This is a genomic window from Pigmentiphaga aceris (assembly GCF_008119665.1).
Lineage (GTDB): Bacteria > Pseudomonadota > Gammaproteobacteria > Burkholderiales > Burkholderiaceae_B > Pigmentiphaga > Pigmentiphaga aceris.
Genome location: NZ_CP043046.1, coordinates 620,768 through 638,005 on the forward strand (window position 1 = coordinate 620,768; position 17,238 = coordinate 638,005).

Consider the following 17,238-nt stretch of genomic DNA (forward strand, 5'->3'; position numbering starts at 1 on the left):
CATGACGCCGAGCGAAATCGTCTCCGAACTGGACAAATACATTGTTGGCCAAGACCGCGCCAAGCGTTCGGTATCGATTGCTTTGCGCAATCGCTGGCGTCGTCAGCAGGTGGCCGAGCCCCTGCGCCACGAGATCCACCCCAAGAACATCTTGATGATCGGACCCACCGGGGTCGGCAAGACCGAGATCGCCCGTCGCCTGGCCAAGCTGGCCGACGCGCCGTTCGTGAAGATCGAAGCAACCAAGTTCACGGAAGTGGGTTATGTCGGCCGTGACGTCGACACCATCATTCGTGACCTGGCCGAAGTGGCCGTCAAGCAGACCCGCGAAGCCGAAATGCGCCGCGTGCGCACCCAGGCCGAAGATGCTGCCGAAGACCGCATCATCGACATTCTGGTGCCGCCTGCACGTGATGCCCACGGCAATCCGCAGCGCGATGACAGCAACGCCACGCGCCAGACTTTCCGCAAGCGTCTGCGGGAAGGCCAGCTGGACGACACCGAGATCGAGATCGATCTGGCGCAGTCCGTGCCGCAGATGGAAATCATGTCGCCGCCCGGCATGGAAGAGATGACCGAGCAGATTCGCGGCATGTTCGCGGGCATGTCTCAGGGCAAGAAGAAGACCCGCAAGCTGCGGATCAAGGAAGCCTTCAAGCTGGTGGTCGACGAAGAGGCTGCCAAGCGCGTGAACGAAGAAGAACTGCGCGCCAAGGCCATTACCAGCGTTGAGCAGAACGGTATCGTGTTCCTGGACGAGATCGACAAGATCGCGGCGCGCCAGGAAGGCAACGGCGTGGATGTGTCGCGCCAGGGTGTGCAGCGCGACCTGCTGCCGCTGGTGGAAGGCACGACCGTCAACACCAAGTACGGCCTGATCCATACCGACCACATTCTGTTCATCGCATCGGGTGCATTCCACCTGTCGCGTCCGTCGGACCTGATCCCGGAACTGCAAGGTCGTTTCCCCATTCGTGTGGAACTCGACTCGCTGAGCAGCAAGGACTTCGTGCGCATCCTGTCCGATACCGATGCGTCGCTGATCAAGCAGTACAGCGCCTTGCTGGGTACCGAAGAGGTCGAACTGTCGTTCACCGACGACGGTATCGAGCGCTTGGCGGAACTGGCGTTCTCGGTGAACGAGTCCACTGAGAACATCGGTGCACGTCGCCTGTACACGGTGATGGAAAAGCTGCTGGAAGAGCTGTCCTTCGACGCCACGAAAAAGAGCGGCCAGACCGTGGTGATCGATGCTGCCTATGTGAATGCACAGCTGAACGACGTGGCTGCACACCAGGACTTGGCGCGCTTCGTTCTGTAAAGCGCAGCAGCGTCGAGTCTGTAGGTCGCGCAAGTCAGCGCGTCAGACAGGAAGAGAGCCCGCGAGTGATTTCGCGGGCTTTTTTTGTCTCAAGCTTCCTCTTTAATTTCGCATCGAATGTCGCGTCATGACGCGGCGAATTTTCTGGAATCCCAATCAGCCCATCCGTTCCAGCAGACGAGGCAATGAAGACCCCAGCATTGCCAGCCCGGACAAGCTCAGCAGCACCAGCACGATCTGCCGGAAGCGGGCCTCGCTGATGCCGATATAGAGCTTTGCACCCCATAGCGTGGGGATCAGCATGGCCGGTGCGACGATGGCAAACAGAGGTAGCATGTCACGGGTGACCATGCCCTTGGCCAGATACGTGCCCATGGTCGTCAACAACATGGCCAGGTTGAAGTTCTGAATGATCGCGCGCTGACTGTCTTTGTCGAAGCCGCGCAGGGTGCACCACAGGGTGGGTACGACGCCAGTGAAACCGCCAAGGCCACCCAGCATCCCACCGGCTACACCAACTGCGCCATCTGCCAGGCGGTGCTTGGCGCTAGTGTTCGACTGAATGCTCGACTGAATTTTCGGCTGGGTTTTGGATACGTGTGCCGCCCACAGCATGGCGGGGCACCAGCACACCAGCAGCAGGCCAAGCATGGTCTTGAACCCATCCATGTCCAGATAGGGCAGCAGGGCCACGCCAAGCGGGACCCCAGCCAGCCCACCAACCAGAAATGGCAGCAGGCGTTTGACGTCCACCGCGCGTCTTACGGTGACTGCGGCCAACACTTGGCCCAGCAAGGCGCCAAACACCACCAGCGTGGCAGCCAGGCGCGGGTCGAGCACCCACGCCCAGAACGACATCGCCACCATGCCGAAGGCGAAGCCTGACAAACCTTGCACAAAACCTGCGACCGCTGCCCCCAGGGCCACCACCAGATAAACCGTGTCCATTGCCTTTCCTACGTGCTGTCTTGGTTCAATTCACGGCTGACGGCAACGCAGGGGGCAGGCATATTCTGGTGCGACGAAATAAGGAAAGCATCGTATGTTTGAATAGCACCATACTGATTCACTTATGAGAGATTCGCTTGTTGAAATCAGCTACCTCCGGTTCTGGCTCGTCGGCACTGGGTAAGCCTGCATCCGGTAAGCCCAGATCTGGTAAGCCTGCATCTGGTACATCTACCCCCAGCACCTCTGCGCTGAGCCATCGCCTGGCCACCCGGCTGCGCATGAAGCACCTGCTGTTGCTGATGGCAATCCGTGAGCATCGGTCGCTCACGCGTGTGGCAGAACACATGGCCACCAGTCAGCCGGCAATCACGCAGGCGCTGGCGGATCTTGAAGGCATCTTTGGGGCACCCTTGTTCACACGCTCATCGCGCGGCATGGTGCCAACTGCGCTGGGCGAGCTTGCCGTGTCGCGTGCGCAGACCTTGCTGGCCGATGTCGCCCACTGGGCGCAGGACATCGAAGCGGTAGACCAGGGGCGGGCGGCCCATCTGCATGTGGGGGTGATTCCGTTTCTGCCAGGACGCATGCTTGCGCAGGCCATCGGCCGCACGCAACCACAAGGCCGACGCGTGACGGTCACGCTGCATGAAGACACCAGCGACCATCTGATTGCGCGCTTGCGCGCGCATGAACTGGATTGCGTGATCGGGCGCATGTCTGCGATTCTGGACATGAGCGGCCTGAGCTACGACGTGCTGTATCAGCAAGAGCCTCGGCTGATCGCACACAAGCGGCTGGCGGCGCGGCTGGGGCGTCGGCCACTGGCCTGGGCCGAGCTGGCAGAACTCGATTGGGTACTGGGCGCGCGCAAGACGCCGATGCGTGAGCAGATCACGGACTTCTTTCTGCGAGCAGGCGTGGCACCGCCGCCGCCGGTGGTGGAAAGCCTGTCTTCCAAGGTGATCGGAGAACTGGTGGCGGCCAACGAGCGGGCCGTATCGATCGTGCCGGCCGACATTGCGCAGGAACTGGTGCGCATTGCCGGCGTGGCCATCGTGCGCCATCGCTTCGGCTGGACCTTGCCGCCCATCACACTGTTTCAGCGCAGCGAGAGCGCGCAGTACCCGGAGCAGGCCTTGTTTGCGGCGGCCTTGCGTCAGGTCTGTGCAGAACTGGTGCCTGCGGCCAACGCTGGCTGAGTGTGCGGGATGAATTGCGGCACGAACCGCAGCAAGCGTGTGCGTGCGGCGTCTGATGGCTGTGAACGAACCGGCTGGCCTGCATTCATGCCGGGCGCGGACCAGTGCAACAGCCGGCCACCATCGATTATTTGACGGCAGTAATGGTGTATTGACCGTCGATCTTGGATACGTCCACGCGCACTTTTTCGCCGGCCTTCATGCGGTCGAGCATGGCTGGGTCGCTGACGCGGAACACCATGGTCATGGCCGACAGCTTCATCTCTGAGATGCCATCGTGCTTCAAGGTGACCTTGCCGCCTTCTTTGTCGACGCGACGAACTTCTCCGCTGACCGTAGCTGCCTGAGCGAATGCAGCACCTGCGGCAAATACAGCCGCTACCGCAGCAGTGGCAATCAACCATCGTTTTTTCATGCTCGACATCCTTTCTGTAATTTTCCACGGGGCAAGCGTGGGACCACGCTGTTCATAACGGGTTCCCTGTGGACAAATCTGTGTAAAACCGCTTCACAAGCTGTGCAAAACGCGCCTTTTCCTGTGCGTAAGCCTGGGGAAAAGCCTGTGATCATCCGGTGAATAGGGCAGGTATAAGCTGTGGGCAACCGGTGGATAGCCAGTGGATATATCGTACCCGGGCCTGGGTGTTTCAGCAGACGTTTGCCCTGTTGGTGCCATAGTATCGACGGGCCATTTCAGGTTTTTCAATGTCGGGATACAGCTCGAACACGGGCTTGCCGGTGAACAACTCGACCATGAAATCGAAGGACGGCTCAGCCATGTTCAAGAATGTGGATGTTGCCTTGCGCATTCAAGCGGCATTCCACCAGCGCGCCATAGGCCAGCTTCTCGCCCCGCTGCGACAAGGGCTGGCCGCGCAGCTCGCGCATCAGCAATTGCATGGGGCCAGCGTGTGTGACGATCAGCGCGTCTTGTGCGCCGTGGGTGCGCCAGTCCTCAAACGCGGCACGCACCCGCGCGGCAACCTGCCGCACCGATTCGCCACCGGGCGGCAGGTAGTCCAGAAAGTCGGCCGCCCAGGCGTCGATCGCGGGCCGGGAAATCGCGTTCCACGCGCACATTTCCCATTCACCAAAATGCATCTCGGCCCAGCGTGGGTCGAACACCGGTGGGGCGGCGTGGCGGGAGTCGGCAATGGCCTGCGCAAGCACCCGGCAGCGCAGCAGGGGGCTGGAGGTGACGGCCAAGCCTGCCGGCACCCGCACGTGCAGGCGTGCAACCAGCGCGCGCAGGGCGTCTGCGTCGACGTCCAGGTCGCTCTGGCCGTAGCAGATGCCGGATGCGATGAGTGGTTGCGGATGGCGCACCAGCCAGAGCGTGCGTGGGCCGTTGTGTCGGGCTGCTGATGTTGTCTGCGAGGGCGTGTTGGATGGCGCGTTTGGCTGTGTGGCGGAGCGGGCGCTCGTGTTCAAGGATGCGTCTGCGTTTGGAGTTGTGGGTGACGTCGATGCAGAGTTCACCATTCGGCTCATATGTCGGTTCACCCCTGACTGCTCGGCCTTGTTCAAGCGCCACTCCAGTTGCGCGCAATTGCCACCATGGCCAGATAGCAGACCAGCTCACCCGCTTGCTGCGCCGCGCCCAAGGTGTCGCCGGTGTAGCCGCCCAGGCGTTGCGCTGCCCACATGCCCGTCAGCACACTGGCCAGCAGACCCAGCCCGGCACCGGCACACAAGGGGGCCACGATCCACCAGGGGTGACCTGCCTGCATCAAGACCAGCAGGCAGCCCAGCAACAGCAGCAGGCCCCAGCCGATGCCGATGGCCACCGCGCGCCAGCCAACATCCGTGGTCGCGGCGCGTGCCTTCGATGGCCCGGTGCTGCGCACATGGGACAGGCTGGCCATCAGCGCCAGCGGGCCGATGCGGGACCAGGTGTGGGCCACCACCAGACCGAACATCACCCACGGAGCGGGCAACCAGTCCAGTGACAGAAAACGTGCCAGCAGCATGGCGACCAGACCCAGCACACCATAGGTGCCCACGCGCGAGTCCTGCATGATCGTCAGCATGCGTTCGCGGGTGCCGCCTGCACCCAGCGCGTCGCAGGTGTCGGCCAGGCCGTCTTCGTGCAACGCGCCGGTGATCAGCAAGCCGGAAGCGATTGCCGCCAGGATGGCCAGATTGCTGGGCAGCAACTGCAGCGTCAGCCAGAACACCAGCGCACTGCTCAGGCCGACCACGGCACCGACCACCGGCAGATAGGACATCGACTGTGGCAGCCAGGTCGCGTCGAAACCGACCCACTGCGGCTTGCGCAGGCGGGTCAGGTATTCCAGCGCGGTGAAGAACAGGCGTAGTTGCTGAAGCATTGGGGTCGCTGTTTGGCGGGTTGGCTTGCTGGCCGGTTAGCTGTCTGACCGTTCAACCGGTCGCCGTGTCCACGCCCGCGTCGGTGAAGCTTGCCATGTCGCGGACCACGGCGCAGGCGGTGCGAAGCAAGGGCATTGCCAGCGCCGCGCCGGTGCCTTCGCCCAGGCGCAGCCCCAGATCGAACAGGGCCTGAGCCTGCAGGTTTGCCAGCAACAGACGATGGCCTTGTTCAGCCGAGCGGTGTGCAAACACCGCGTACTGGCGCACGTTCGGCTCCAGTCGGGTGGCAACCAGCAAGGCGGCGCTGACGATGAAGCCATCGATGACCAGGACGGTGCCGCGCGAGGCTGCGCCAAGCATGGCACCGGCCATCATCGCAATTTCCAGTCCGCCATAGGTGGCCAGCCACGCCAGCGGCGAGGTGGGGCGCGGGCGCACGCGCAAGGCGTCGTCCAGCAGCGCCAGTTTGCGCGCCACACCGGCTTCGTCCAGGCCGGCACCGGCACCTACGCATTGCGCCAGCGGCACGCCGGTCAACCCGTGCATCAGCAGGGACGCGGATGCGGTGTTGCCGATGCCCATTTCACCGAAGCCGAGGGCATCGACCTGCAAGTTCTGACCGAAGGCAAGGCCACGCATCAGTGCCTGCTCGCAGGCTTCCTGAGTCATGGCACCCGCGTTGGCCGGGTCGGTGTAGTCACGCGTGCCGTGCATGACCACGGCGTCGATCAGGCCGTCGCGCTGGCCGAACTCGTGGTCCACACCGGCGTTGACGATGTGCAAGTCCACGTTCAGGCTGCGCGCCATCACGTTGATGGCGGCACCTCCGGCCAGGAAATTCTCGACCATCTGCCAGGTGACATCGGGCGGATAGGCCGATACGCGGTGCGCCGCGCCGTGGCTGGCAGCAAACAGGGCTACCGCGCATTTTTCCATTTGCGGCGGGTTGCGGTCCTGGATGGCACCGATATCGACGGCCAGCGCTTCCAACATGCCGAGCGAGCCCAAGGGTTTGGTTTTCGCATCCAGGCGGGCACGCAGGGCAGCACGCAAGGCAGGGCGTTTGGCGTCAGCGATAGGGGGCAAGGACAGGGCGGGACTCGACACAATGGCATCCAGACAGGCGGGGCAACGACAACCCTGGCCCGTACGGGCGGCAGCGGGCAGGGCAGGACGGGTAAAACACCAGCAGGCACCGGTCTGCACACCGCAGACAAACACCGACGAACAGGCCGGGCAAGTCGCAGAACAGGGCATGATCGACCAGGCGCAAGGGGGAAGCGCGCATTGTGGCACGCGGCCCGCCTGGCTTGTATCGCGGCATTACGGTGCCATATAGATCGCACCCAGGTAGCACGCAGATGGCGCGCGTAGTTGGCATATGGTTGACATCCGCGTCGTGTGAAGTGCTTTGGTGTGGCCAACGCTGCTGTCGGGGCAAGGGCGGGTGCAAGCCTCGGTAGTAATGTTGATGCTGGTCCGATGTCGGGACTAATGCCGCTATCAGTGTCACCCCCAGGTCGCTACCAACTACTCACGTCAGTACGCCCGTCGTCGCCACACGTTTCCGCGTGTCGGCTCACGCATCGCCGCGACGAGCCGTTTCTTGTCAGCATCCACGCATGTGCTGTTGCCCGTGCCGTATTCCTTTCCCGATGACCGCTGCCCCTGATTCTTCTTCGCCATCTGCCTCGTCTGGCCAAGCACCTTTCCTGCCGGCCACGCCGTTGCGCTTTGCGCTGCACTTCGTGCACCGCTTCCGCTGGTGGTATCTGCTGATCGCCTTGTTGCAGGTTGGCGCTGCCGCGAGCGGCGTCTTTACGCCCTATGCGCTTGGGCAGGTGGTGGGTGCAATCAGTGGCGGCACGGCCGACCGGGCGTCGATCTTTACGGTGCTGGCCTGGCCGCTTGCCATGTTTGCGCTGTTCAACCTGAGCGAACTGGTTTTCGCGCGCCTGGCCGGCATGTGCCGGGTCTACGTCGGCCCCTTGCAGCGCGCGCGGGTAACCAGTGAGCTGTTCAACTACCTGCAACACCATTCGCATCGCTTTCTGACCAGCAACTTTGCGGGCGGGCTGGCTGCACGGATTTCCGAGACCTCGATGGGCGTCAACATGGCGATCTGGACGGTGGTCTTCGACTTCCTGCCCATCATCGTCACGCTGTCGGTATCGGTGGCGCTGCTGTATCACGCAAGCCCGCTGCTGTCCTTGTTCACGCTGACCTGGTCGGTGCTGTTCGTGGGCATCTCTTTCCTGTTCGCGCGGCGCAGCCGGCGTTATGCGCACAGCCACGCGGCAGCACGCAGCGAAACCACCGGGCGCATCGTGGATGCGGTGACCAACCTGTCGTCAGTGCGCTTGTTCGCAGCGCTGGATTTCGAGCGCGAATACCTGCGCGGCGTGCTGAGCAAAGAGATCAAACAGGCGCGTCAGGCCTTTGGCTACAACGAAAAAACCGTGTTGTTCCAGTTTGGCTCTGCGCTGTTGCTCAAGCTGGGCATGTTGGTGGTCGCGGTCATGTTGTGGCGTGATGGCCGCATTGGTGTGGCCGAGTTCGTGATGAGCACCAGCCTGTCGCTGGTGGTGATCGGCGAAGCGCGCAACATCAGCCGTCGTTTCCTGGAAATTTTCGAGTACACCGGCAACGTGGAAAACGGCGTGCGCACCATCGTGCGCCCGCACGAAATCGTGGACACGCCACAGGCGCGCGACATCACCATCGCGCAGGGCAGCATCGTGTTCGATCACGTCGACTTCGGTTATTCGCCCGACCGCCTGGTGTTCAAGGACTTGAACCTGCGTATTGAAGCGGGTCAGCGCGTGGGGCTGGTCGGTTTTTCTGGTTCAGGAAAATCCACCTTGCTGAACCTGCTGATGCGTCTGTACGAACCGCAGAGCGGCCGGGTCGTGATCGATGGTCACGACGTGCGTGACTTCACGCAAGCCTCGCTGCATGCGCAGATCAGCCTGATTCCGCAGGACCCGGGCCTGTTCCATCGCAGCCTGTACGAGAACATCGGTTATGGCAAACAGGGCGCGGATCACGAGGCGGTGGAAAGCGCTGCCCGCCAGGCCAGCGCGCATGACTTCATCGAACAGATGGACGAGCGCTACGAGTCGCTGGTGGGCGAACGTGGGGTGAAGCTGTCGGGCGGCCAACGCCAGCGCATTGCGATTGCGCGGGTGATCGTGAAAAACGCGCCGATTCTGCTGATGGACGAGGCGACATCGGCGCTGGATTCCGTGACGGAGCGCGCGATTCAGGATGCGCTGGAAGAAGTGATGGCCGACAAGACGGTGGTGGTCGTGGCCCACCGCCTGTCCACCGTGGCGCATCTGGATCGCATCGTGGTGTTCGATCAGGGGCGTGTTGTCGAAGACGGTTCGCACGCTGAATTGCTGAAGCAGAACGGCCCGTATGCGCGGCTTTGGAACCAGCAGGTGAATGGTTTTCTGCCGGCACATGCTGACGCGGATGCAGATGCGGTGATCTGATGGTGGATTGGTTTAGAAGCTGTAGCGCGTCTACGTGTGGGTCTTGTCCGAGCGGCTGAACTCAGTGCGCATGGCCGGCGCGTTGGTCTTCTACCGGCGCGGCGTCGATGCGTCGGATCAGGTCAGCTAAGCGCGCGTGGCTGTCGCTGAGTGCGGCTCCTTGTGCCGCCTGCCATGCGCGCGGTGCTGGCGCATCCGGCAGGGTCCAGCCGGTGTCGTTGGCCAAGTAACGCGCGCGCAGCCAGCCTTCGCGGTCGATCAGGATCTGGGTGCCAGCAAAGGTGTCTGGCGTCAGGCCCGCGATCTGTGCGTATGCCGTCCATGCGGACGGGTCGATTGCCGTGCAGACGCGAGAACTTGTGGGCAGGTCGGGCAAGGGGTTGCGCAGCAGCACCAGGGTGGTGGCCAAGCCGTTATCGGCCCGTGCCAGTTCCGCCAGCGCGCTGGAAGATACATCGGCCATCGCCAGCACATGCACGACCTGCCCGCGCAAGGAGTCTAAAGCCAACATGTCTTCGCCACATTGCAGTTGCAGCACGGGTGCACGCAAGGGTTTTATCCAGCCGCCGTGTTTGTCGGCTGACATGCCACCTGCGTTGGCGAACAGGAAATTCACCAGCGCCCAGATGTCGTCTTCCGGCAGCTCGGCAGCAAAGCCGGGCATGGTCTGGGTGCCGGCCGCGTTGCGCAGGCCGTGGCCGATGCGCCAGAAAACTTCGCCGTCGGTGCGGTCCCACAGCATGTGGCCGGCCAGGTTCGGTGGCCACATGGGCAGGCTGGCTGCACGGGGCCCACGACCGCTGGCGTCGTCGCCGTGGCAACTGGCGCAGTGCTGGGCAAAGCGTTGCTGACCCAGCACGATGGATTCTGCGTCAAACCCGTTTGGTGCGTGTTGGAAGCTGCTGGGGTAGGCGGGGATCAGCCACAGACTTGGCGATGGCAAGGGTGCAGCCGCCAACAGGCAAAGGCTGCCCGCAAGCGCCCATACGCGCAGCCGCCGCGAGAAAAGTGCCACGATCAGCAGCGCGCCAGCAGTCAGTGCCATGATCGCGGCTTGGGTCAGGCGACGGACATATCCTTCGTCAGCCAGGACGGCCGGGTCGGGCCGCCAGGCGAAGGGCCACACGGCCAGGTCGTGGACACCGGGTGGCTGCGTGGCCAAGCCGGCTGCCAGCGCAAGGGTGATCAGACCAAGCAGCACTTCGATGCCCAGCGATACACGCAGGCGGGCTTGGGCGGATGCAGGGCATGAATTTATGGATGCGGTGTGGGTACATGATGCGGCGACTGGTGTTGCATCTTCAGTAGCTGCATTTCCAGGTGCTGCATTCTTCGGCGTTGTATCCGCAGGTGCTGCGCCTTCACGTGCTTCCTCGCCAAGAGCAGAGTTCCCCAGTGCCGGCACCAAGCGCCAGCGATGCAGTGCCGCCAGCCCCAGAAGCCCGACCAGCAACACCAGCTTGGCCAACAGTAAGCGCCCGTAATCGGTGGAAACCAAGCCGACCCAACCACCTGCCCATTCCCAGGCCAAGCTCAACGCACTGCCCGCGAGCGCCGTCACCGCCACCGAGCCCACGCCAGAGAAACGTCGCAAGGCCAACACCGCGACGGCAGGTGCGAGCTGCCGCACCGTCAATAGAAGCGGTAGCAAGGCTCCCAGCCACATGGCGGCGGCCAAGATGTGAATCCCGTGCGCGATGCTTATCCAAGTCTGGTCGCTGGCTGCGGCGTGTCCCATCTCGGTCTGGAGTATCAGGGCGATACCGCACAGCAACAGCGCCAGCATTAAGCGGCCGTCGTACCCACGCAAAGCGGACGAGGTTGGCGAATCAGACCCGTCATGCAGGCCGGGCGGTGCGGCTGCTGCGGTCGTATCGCCCGCATTCGGGTGGGCGGTGTTTGCACTGTCTGGTGACTGCTTGCGACGCCAGATCGCCAGCGCCGTCCCGATCACCAACAGCAGCCGCAGGCTCCAGGCGTGACCAAACCCGGTATGCAAGGTAAGCACCGGGGTAGCGGCCCACACGGTAGACCAATCTTCGGCACCTGCCGTCTGGGCTGCCTGAAGGGGCAGCCACACAAACGCACTTACCAGCACAAGCGCCAGGGCGCGCCACGTCCAGGCGTCGAGCGAGTGCGTCAATGCGACGCTGCCTTGGCGGTCCGCCCGGACGAGCGCAGGCAGGAATGCCAGCCGGTACGCCAGCATTCCGAACAGACCGACCAGCGCTGTCAGGTGCAGACCCCGCGCGGCCGGTAGGGCGAAAGACAGATCCAAGGGCAGATTCAAGAAAGCGCAAACAAGGCGGAACTGCTCATGCCATATGCATCAGCATGACGGGTGTTGCGTGTTTACTTGCCAACCTGAAAGCTGAAGTTGCCCTTGGTGCGGTGGGTGTCCACCGACGCAGCCTGCCAGTCGACGCGATACGTGCCGGGTGGCAAAGATGGTTTCAGCGCCACGCCAAGTCGCTGCGCATTGCCGCCGATGGCGTGCACCCCATCGCGGTCGACACGTTCACCGGCCGCGTTGCGGACTTCGATGCGGCTGAGTGCAGGTTCCAGCGCTTGCGAGAAACTCAGTTCGACCTGGGCGGGTGCCGTGGCGACGACGGCATTGGCAGCGGGCAATGCCGCTTTCAGGCCAGCATGTGCATGGGCCAACGGTGAGAGCAGGCACAAGACGCCGGCTGCCAGCCAGGCGGACGGAATGAAACGTGGGGGCATGGGAAATCCGATAGGAAAATGCCCGCCGTGTTGAGGCGGGCAAAAAAGAATAAAACAATTGTGGTGGGGGCAGGGGACGTGATGTGCTGCGGTCACCGCCGCCCCGCGTCAGGAAATGTGGCATCAAGCGCCGACCTTCCGGCACTGATCGTCAGGCATCAATCTTCAAGCAGCGCCCTTCAAACATCAGCCATCAAACCTCAGCCGTCAAACGCCAACGTCAAACCCCCATCACCAAGTCGCATCCAGCCCCAGCAGCGCAAGCGCCTGCCGCCGCAGCTCCACCAGCCGCGGATCGCCCCGATGGCGCGGATATGGCAGGTCGTTGATCAACTCAGCCTTGATCTGCGCCGGCCGCCCGCTGAACACCACCACCCGCTGTGCCATGAACAGCGCTTCCTCTACGTCGTGAGTCACCAGCAGCGCTGTGTACCCCGCGCGCTGCCACAGGTCCACCAGCTCGGTCTGCATGGTGATGCGCGTCAGCGAATCGAGCTTGCCCAGCGGCTCGTCCAGAATCAGCAGTGACGGATCGTTGACCAGTGCCCGGGCCAGCGCAACCCGTTGCGCCATGCCGCCCGACAACTGGTGCGGGAAGGCCTTGGCAAACTCATTCAGGCCAACCAGCCGCAATGCATCGTCAACCCGATGGCGCTGGGTTTTCAGCAGCCCGCGCGCCTGCAAGCCCAGGGCCACGTTGTCCCACACCGTGCGCCAGGGATACAGCGTCGGGTCCTGGAACACCACGATGCGTGACGGGTCTGGCCGGGTGATGGGCTGTCCATCGTGACTGAGCGTGCCGGCGGTCGGCGGTTCCAGCCCGGCCACCAGTCGCAGCAAGGTGGATTTGCCGCAGCCGCTGGGGCCAAGCAAGGCAACAAATTCACCGGGTTCGGCTTGCAGGCTGACATCGTCCAGCACTTGCAAGGGGCCATCTGCCAAGTCGAACTGGTGGCTGACGCGATCGATATCGATGCGCCCGCCACGGACTGCCGGTTGCGCGGCCAGGGCGTCGGGAACGGCTACCATTTGACGACTCCTTTCTGCCAGGCCAGCAGGTGATCGCGCACCTTGAACAAGGCGGTGATCAATCCCGAGAAGGTCAGCGCCATGACAAACAGCGCGGCGAACATATTGGAATACGCGGCCCAGCCCTGCGCCCACTGCAGGTAGTAGCCAAGCCCGGCCTTCACGCCCATCATCTCGGCGGCAACCAGCACCGAGAACGATGCGCCCAGCCCCATGAACACGCCCACGAACACGCTGGGCAGCGCCGCCGGGATGGCCACGCGCAGGATCAGGAACCATTCACTGGCCCCCAGCGTGCGGGCCACGTCGTAGAACGCGCGGTTGACGCCCGCCACGCCGGACCAGGTCAGCACTGTCACCGGGAACCAGGTGGCCAGTGCGATCAGGAACACCGCGGCCGACCAGCTCGACGGGAAGAAAAAGAACGCCATCGGCAGCAATGCTGTTGATGGAATCGGTCCCAGGAAACGCAGGATCGGGTGTACCCAATATCCCAGCGAGCGTGACCACCCGATCGACACTCCTGTCAGAAAGCCTGCAATCGCACCAATGAAAAAGCCATTGCCCAGCAGCCACAACGAGTGCCACAGGCTGTCGAACAGGCGCTTCCAGTCGTCTTTGTAGACCTCGATCAATGTCTGCGGCGGGGCAAAGAAGGGCACCGGCAGCAAGCCCAGCTTGGCGGTTGCAACTTCCCAGATGCCGATGAAGATGGCCAGCGCAGCCAGCCACGGCCCGGCGCGCCGCAAATGCGTGGCGACTGGCCCCAGCCTGCGGCCGGTGATCGCCACCACCGCCAGGAACACGCCGATGACGATGGCACCCACCCCGAATTCGTAGGTGAAGGCCCATTCGTTGAAGCCCACCTGCCGATCCGGCCACTGGATGGTCAGGATGCCCAGCGCTGCCCACAGCAGCGCAGCAAACAGGCCGGTGCGCCAGATCGTGGTGCCCCGTTCAGTGGTGGTGTCGACCGCGATCGGTGCGCGGGAAATTGCCGGATCAAATGAGGACATCTGGGGCCACCACATTGGCAAATTTGACCGCATCGGTCGTTGGTTTGATGACCTTGATGGTTTTCAGGTCAGTCGTGAAACGCGCCACTTCGCTGCGCAGTTGTGCGCCGGTGGAGGCGTGGCCGTGTGTATGGCTGCGCAACATGGCGGACAGCACATCGGCCGACACCTTGGCCGGCACGTGCGGCGCGAAGATCCGGGCGCTTTCGTCGGGGTTCTCGGCCGTCCACTTCTGCGCGGCTACCACGGCGCGTACCAGCTTGGCGGCGACATCGGGTTCGTTGCGCACCAGCGCGCCGCGCAGCCCCAGCACGCAGCAGGTGCGATCGGCGTTGTCGCCATCCAGGTTGGTGGCGATCTGCGTCAGTTTGTCGCGTTCCCGAATCAGGTACAGATGCGGGTCGTCGCCGGCCAGGGCCTGGACCTCGCCCTTGCGCAGCGCTTCACCGAACAAGTCTTGCGGGTACTGACGCCAGTTGATTTCGTCCGGATCGATGCCCAGATTGGCCGCCTGGATCGCAAAGAAATTCTTCACCGGGCTGGCCTGATCGGTGACTGCCACCGATTTTCCGCGCAAGTCCTGAATGCTCTTGATGTTGGCATCGGCGGTCAGCAATCGCATACAACCGCCGTGCGTGCCGACGGCGAGTTTCACATCGAAGCCCTGTTCCAGCGGCTTGAGCCAGCGCAGCGCCATGCCGATGCCACCATCTGCATGACCGGTGGCGATGGCTTCCAGCAGTTGGTCGGTCGAGCCACCGAAGCTCAGGTTTTCGACGGCCAGCCCTTGCTGGGTGAAGTAGCCGCGTTCCAGCGCAACCGACACAGGCGAATGGCAGACGGCGGTGGGGCTCCACGCAATCTTGATCGGGCGGGCTGCCCCGGTCTGGGCGGCCACCCGCGCACCCAGCAGACCAAGCGGTGCCACCAGGCCGGCAATGCTGGCCGCGCGAAGCAGGCCACGGCGGCTGACCTGCGTGGCCAACAGTCGGCGTGTAGAAGAGGCGGATGCGAGCGTGCGGTCGGGCTGGGTCATGGTCTTTCCTTGCTGGCGGATGGATGGCGGGCAGCGGATAGCCGCGAGTCGTCCATTAAAAGCCTGCATGCCGGTCCGACGGAAAGACTTGGTTTCGATAAGAATATGGACCTCAGTCCGTAGGCGGAAAGTCACGGCTGGCGCGGGTTTCCGGTGATTTGCCACCTAAGCAGCACACGCTATATCCAGCCTGATGACAGTTATATGTCGTTGGCATTCGTACACCTTCCGTGTGGCAGGTGGGTAGCGTGGCTACAATCGGGATCGCTTCCCCTTTTCTAGCAGGTGAGTCACCAACCATGTCCGATCACGACACCGACACCGCTTCTCCCGGCCAAGGGCCGCTCGCTACGCTCACGCCGCGCATCAAGGCCGGCGTGCTGGCCGAGGCGCTGCCGTATATCCGCCGATTCCATGGCCGCACCATCGTGGTCAAGTACGGCGGCAATGCGATGACTGAAGAGCGCCTGCAACGCAGCTTTGCGCACGACGTGGTGCTGCTGAAGCTGGTGGGTCTGAACCCGGTGGTGGTGCACGGCGGTGGCCCGCAGATCGATGCGGCCCTGCGCCGGATCGGCAAGCAAGGCACCTTCGTGCAGGGCATGCGCGTGACCGACGCCGAGACCATGGAAGTGGTCGAGTGGGTGTTGGGCGGCCAGGTTCAGCAAGACATCGTGATGATGATCAACGAGTACGGCGGCAAGGCTGTCGGCCTGACCGGCAAGGACGGCGCGATGATTTCCGCGCGCAAGCTGCTGATGCCGGACAAGAACAATCCGGGTGCCAGCCTGGACCTGGGCTACGTGGGCGAAATCGCTTCCATCGACCCGGCTGTGGTGAAAGCCTTGCAGGACGACCAGTTCATTCCGGTGATCTCGTCCATCGGCTACGGTGAAGACGGCCTGGCCTACAACATCAACGCCGACGTGGTTGCCGGCAAGATGGCCGAAGTGCTGCACGCAGAAAAGCTGATTCTGATGACCAACACGCCGGGCGTGCTGGACAAGAACGGCAACCTGCTGACCGGCCTGACCGCCAAGCGCATTGACGAACTGTTCGAAGACGGCACGATTTCGGGCGGCATGCTGCCCAAGATTTCGTCGGCACTGGAAGCCGCCAAGAGCGGCGTGAAGACGGTGCACATCGTCGACGGTCGCGTCGAACACTGCCTGTTGCTGGAAATCCTGACCGACCAAGGCGTTGGCACGATGATCAAGTCGCACTGAGCATGACGGAGTCGTCGGCGGGGGTGTCGGGTACGCCTGTGCAAGCGGGCGGAATGGATTCGGTGCAGGTGTTGGAGGAAGTGCTGGAAACGGTTCTCGAACCGCTTCTGGATGCTGTCCCCACCCCGGCCGCGACGCATGCCCGGCAGGTCCGCCTGCCGCGATTCCGGGTGCGTGCCACCCGGAATCCGGCCCCCGACCGACAGACACCGGTCTGGTTGTTCGATCTGGACAACACTTTGCACGACGCATCCCATGCGATCTTCGGGCGCATGGACATCTCGATGACGGCCGCCGTTGTCGATACGCTTCAGCTCAGCGAAGAAGAGGCGCACGTCCTGCGCAAGAAGTATTGGCAGCGCTACGGGGCCACCATGATCGGCATGGTGCGTCACCACGGTGTCTCTGCCGCCGAATTCCTGCACCGCAGCCACGATTTTGATATCGCCCCCCTGCTGCGGGCTGAAAAAGGGCTGGCCAACGCCTTGGCCCGCCTGCCTGGCCGCAAGGTTTTGCTGACCAACGCGCCGCTTGCCTACGCCACCACCATTCTTCGTCTGCTGGGCATCCTGCATTGCTTCAGCAGTTTGTGGGCGGTTGAACACATGCGCATCCATGGCACTTTCCGCGTCAAACCGTCCCCGGCGTTGATGCGTCATGTGCTGGCGCGAGAAGGGGTTCAAGCCAGTCGGGCCGTACTGGTGGAAGACACCTTGCCCAATTTGCGTGGAGCCAGACAGGTTGGAATACGCACTGTTTTTGTGCGTCATCCGGGTACGCCGTTCTCCTCTGGACAACGCGGACGCCCTACGTACGTCGACCTTCAAGTAAACTCTATCCGTCACTTATTGTTACAGCGTCGCGTTCTTCGGCGTCCGTAGCGGCCTGTCTTGCGTATAAGCGTA

The 17,238-nt window shown here is 63.0% G+C and carries 16 protein-coding genes; 5 read left to right on the forward strand and 11 right to left on the reverse strand.

The window, feature by feature from the left end; genetic code table 11:
• Position 1: 1 nt before the first annotated feature.
• On the forward strand, positions 2 to 1,321 hold the full coding sequence (hslU, locus tag FXN63_RS02565) for an ATP-dependent protease ATPase subunit HslU (RefSeq protein WP_148812556.1): 1,320 nt from the start codon (positions 2 to 4) through the stop codon (positions 1,319 to 1,321).
• A 156-nt stretch (positions 1,322 to 1,477) separates the two neighbouring features.
• Here the strand turns inward: hslU and FXN63_RS02570 are convergent, their stop codons facing one another.
• Positions 1,478 to 2,269 (reverse strand): sulfite exporter TauE/SafE family protein, encoded by a 792-nt coding sequence (locus FXN63_RS02570; protein ID WP_148812558.1) that lies wholly within the window; start codon positions 2,267 to 2,269, stop codon positions 1,478 to 1,480.
• Positions 2,270 to 2,550: 281 nt separating this feature from the next.
• On the opposite strand from FXN63_RS02570, the gene FXN63_RS02575 reads away from it, so the two are divergent.
• On the forward strand, positions 2,551 to 3,471 hold the full coding sequence (locus FXN63_RS02575; RefSeq protein ID WP_148812560.1) for a LysR family transcriptional regulator: 921 nt from the start codon (positions 2,551 to 2,553) through the stop codon (positions 3,469 to 3,471).
• Positions 3,472 to 3,598: 127 nt separating this feature from the next.
• Here FXN63_RS02575 and FXN63_RS02580 read toward each other — a convergent pair whose 3' ends face one another.
• The 5 genes from FXN63_RS02580 to cobT all read right to left on the reverse strand — a co-directional run bounded on the left by FXN63_RS02580 (position 3,599) and on the right by cobT (position 6,909).
• Entirely contained in the window at positions 3,599 to 3,886 is a 288-nt protein-coding gene (locus FXN63_RS02580; RefSeq protein ID WP_148812562.1) for a copper-binding protein, read from the reverse strand.
• 232 nt (positions 3,887 to 4,118) lie between these two features.
• The gene (locus FXN63_RS27245) at positions 4,119 to 4,250 is read right to left on the reverse strand and encodes a hypothetical protein (protein WP_281290857.1); all 132 of its coding nucleotides are present in this window, start codon (positions 4,248 to 4,250) and stop codon (positions 4,119 to 4,121) included.
• Positions 4,243 to 4,902: a histidine phosphatase family protein gene (locus tag FXN63_RS02585; protein WP_187395078.1), complete on the reverse strand. Its 660-nt coding sequence runs from the start codon at positions 4,900 to 4,902 to the stop codon at positions 4,243 to 4,245. The genes FXN63_RS27245 and FXN63_RS02585 overlap by 8 nt, the downstream gene beginning before the upstream one ends.
• Before the next feature lie 92 nt (positions 4,903 to 4,994).
• Positions 4,995 to 5,801, reverse strand: coding sequence for an adenosylcobinamide-GDP ribazoletransferase (gene cobS / locus FXN63_RS02590; RefSeq protein WP_148812566.1), 807 nt, complete (start codon positions 5,799 to 5,801; stop codon positions 4,995 to 4,997).
• Between the two features lie 52 nt (positions 5,802 to 5,853).
• Positions 5,854 to 6,909, reverse strand: coding sequence for a nicotinate-nucleotide--dimethylbenzimidazole phosphoribosyltransferase (gene cobT / locus FXN63_RS02595; protein ID WP_246165008.1), 1,056 nt, complete (start codon positions 6,907 to 6,909; stop codon positions 5,854 to 5,856).
• Between the two features lie 548 nt (positions 6,910 to 7,457).
• Here cobT and FXN63_RS02600 point away from each other — a divergent pair.
• On the forward strand, positions 7,458 to 9,299 hold the full coding sequence (locus FXN63_RS02600) for an ABC transporter ATP-binding protein (protein ID WP_148812570.1): 1,842 nt from the start codon (positions 7,458 to 7,460) through the stop codon (positions 9,297 to 9,299).
• 61 nt (positions 9,300 to 9,360) lie between these two features.
• Here the strand turns inward: FXN63_RS02600 and FXN63_RS02605 are convergent, their stop codons facing one another.
• The 5 genes from FXN63_RS02605 to FXN63_RS02625 all read right to left on the reverse strand — a co-directional run bounded on the left by FXN63_RS02605 (position 9,361) and on the right by FXN63_RS02625 (position 15,107).
• On the reverse strand, positions 9,361 to 11,577 hold the full coding sequence (locus tag FXN63_RS02605) for a CopD family protein (protein ID WP_148812572.1): 2,217 nt from the start codon (positions 11,575 to 11,577) through the stop codon (positions 9,361 to 9,363).
• Positions 11,578 to 11,651: 74 nt separating this feature from the next.
• The gene (gene copC, locus FXN63_RS02610) at positions 11,652 to 12,026 is read right to left on the reverse strand and encodes a copper homeostasis periplasmic binding protein CopC (protein ID WP_148812574.1); all 375 of its coding nucleotides are present in this window, start codon (positions 12,024 to 12,026) and stop codon (positions 11,652 to 11,654) included.
• A 231-nt stretch (positions 12,027 to 12,257) separates the two neighbouring features.
• Positions 12,258 to 13,055: an ABC transporter ATP-binding protein gene (locus tag FXN63_RS02615; protein WP_148812576.1), complete on the reverse strand. Its 798-nt coding sequence runs from the start codon at positions 13,053 to 13,055 to the stop codon at positions 12,258 to 12,260.
• The gene (locus FXN63_RS02620) at positions 13,049 to 14,071 is read right to left on the reverse strand and encodes an ABC transporter permease (RefSeq protein ID WP_148812578.1); all 1,023 of its coding nucleotides are present in this window, start codon (positions 14,069 to 14,071) and stop codon (positions 13,049 to 13,051) included. Before FXN63_RS02620 ends, FXN63_RS02615 begins: the two co-directional genes overlap by 7 nt.
• Entirely contained in the window at positions 14,058 to 15,107 is a 1,050-nt protein-coding gene (locus FXN63_RS02625) for an ABC transporter substrate-binding protein (RefSeq protein WP_148812580.1), read from the reverse strand. The genes FXN63_RS02620 and FXN63_RS02625 overlap by 14 nt, the downstream gene beginning before the upstream one ends.
• A gap of 299 nt (positions 15,108 to 15,406) precedes the next feature.
• On the opposite strand from FXN63_RS02625, the gene argB reads away from it, so the two are divergent.
• Complete coding sequence (gene argB / locus FXN63_RS02630) at positions 15,407 to 16,333, forward strand: acetylglutamate kinase (RefSeq protein ID WP_148812582.1); 927 nt, start codon at positions 15,407 to 15,409, stop codon at positions 16,331 to 16,333.
• Positions 16,334 to 16,335: 2 nt separating this feature from the next.
• Positions 16,336 to 17,214 carry a pyrimidine 5'-nucleotidase gene (locus FXN63_RS02635; protein WP_246165009.1) on the forward strand — a complete coding sequence of 293 codons (879 nt, stop codon included), beginning with the start codon at positions 16,336 to 16,338 and terminating at the stop codon, positions 17,212 to 17,214.
• The last annotated feature ends 24 nt before the right edge of the window (positions 17,215 to 17,238 follow it).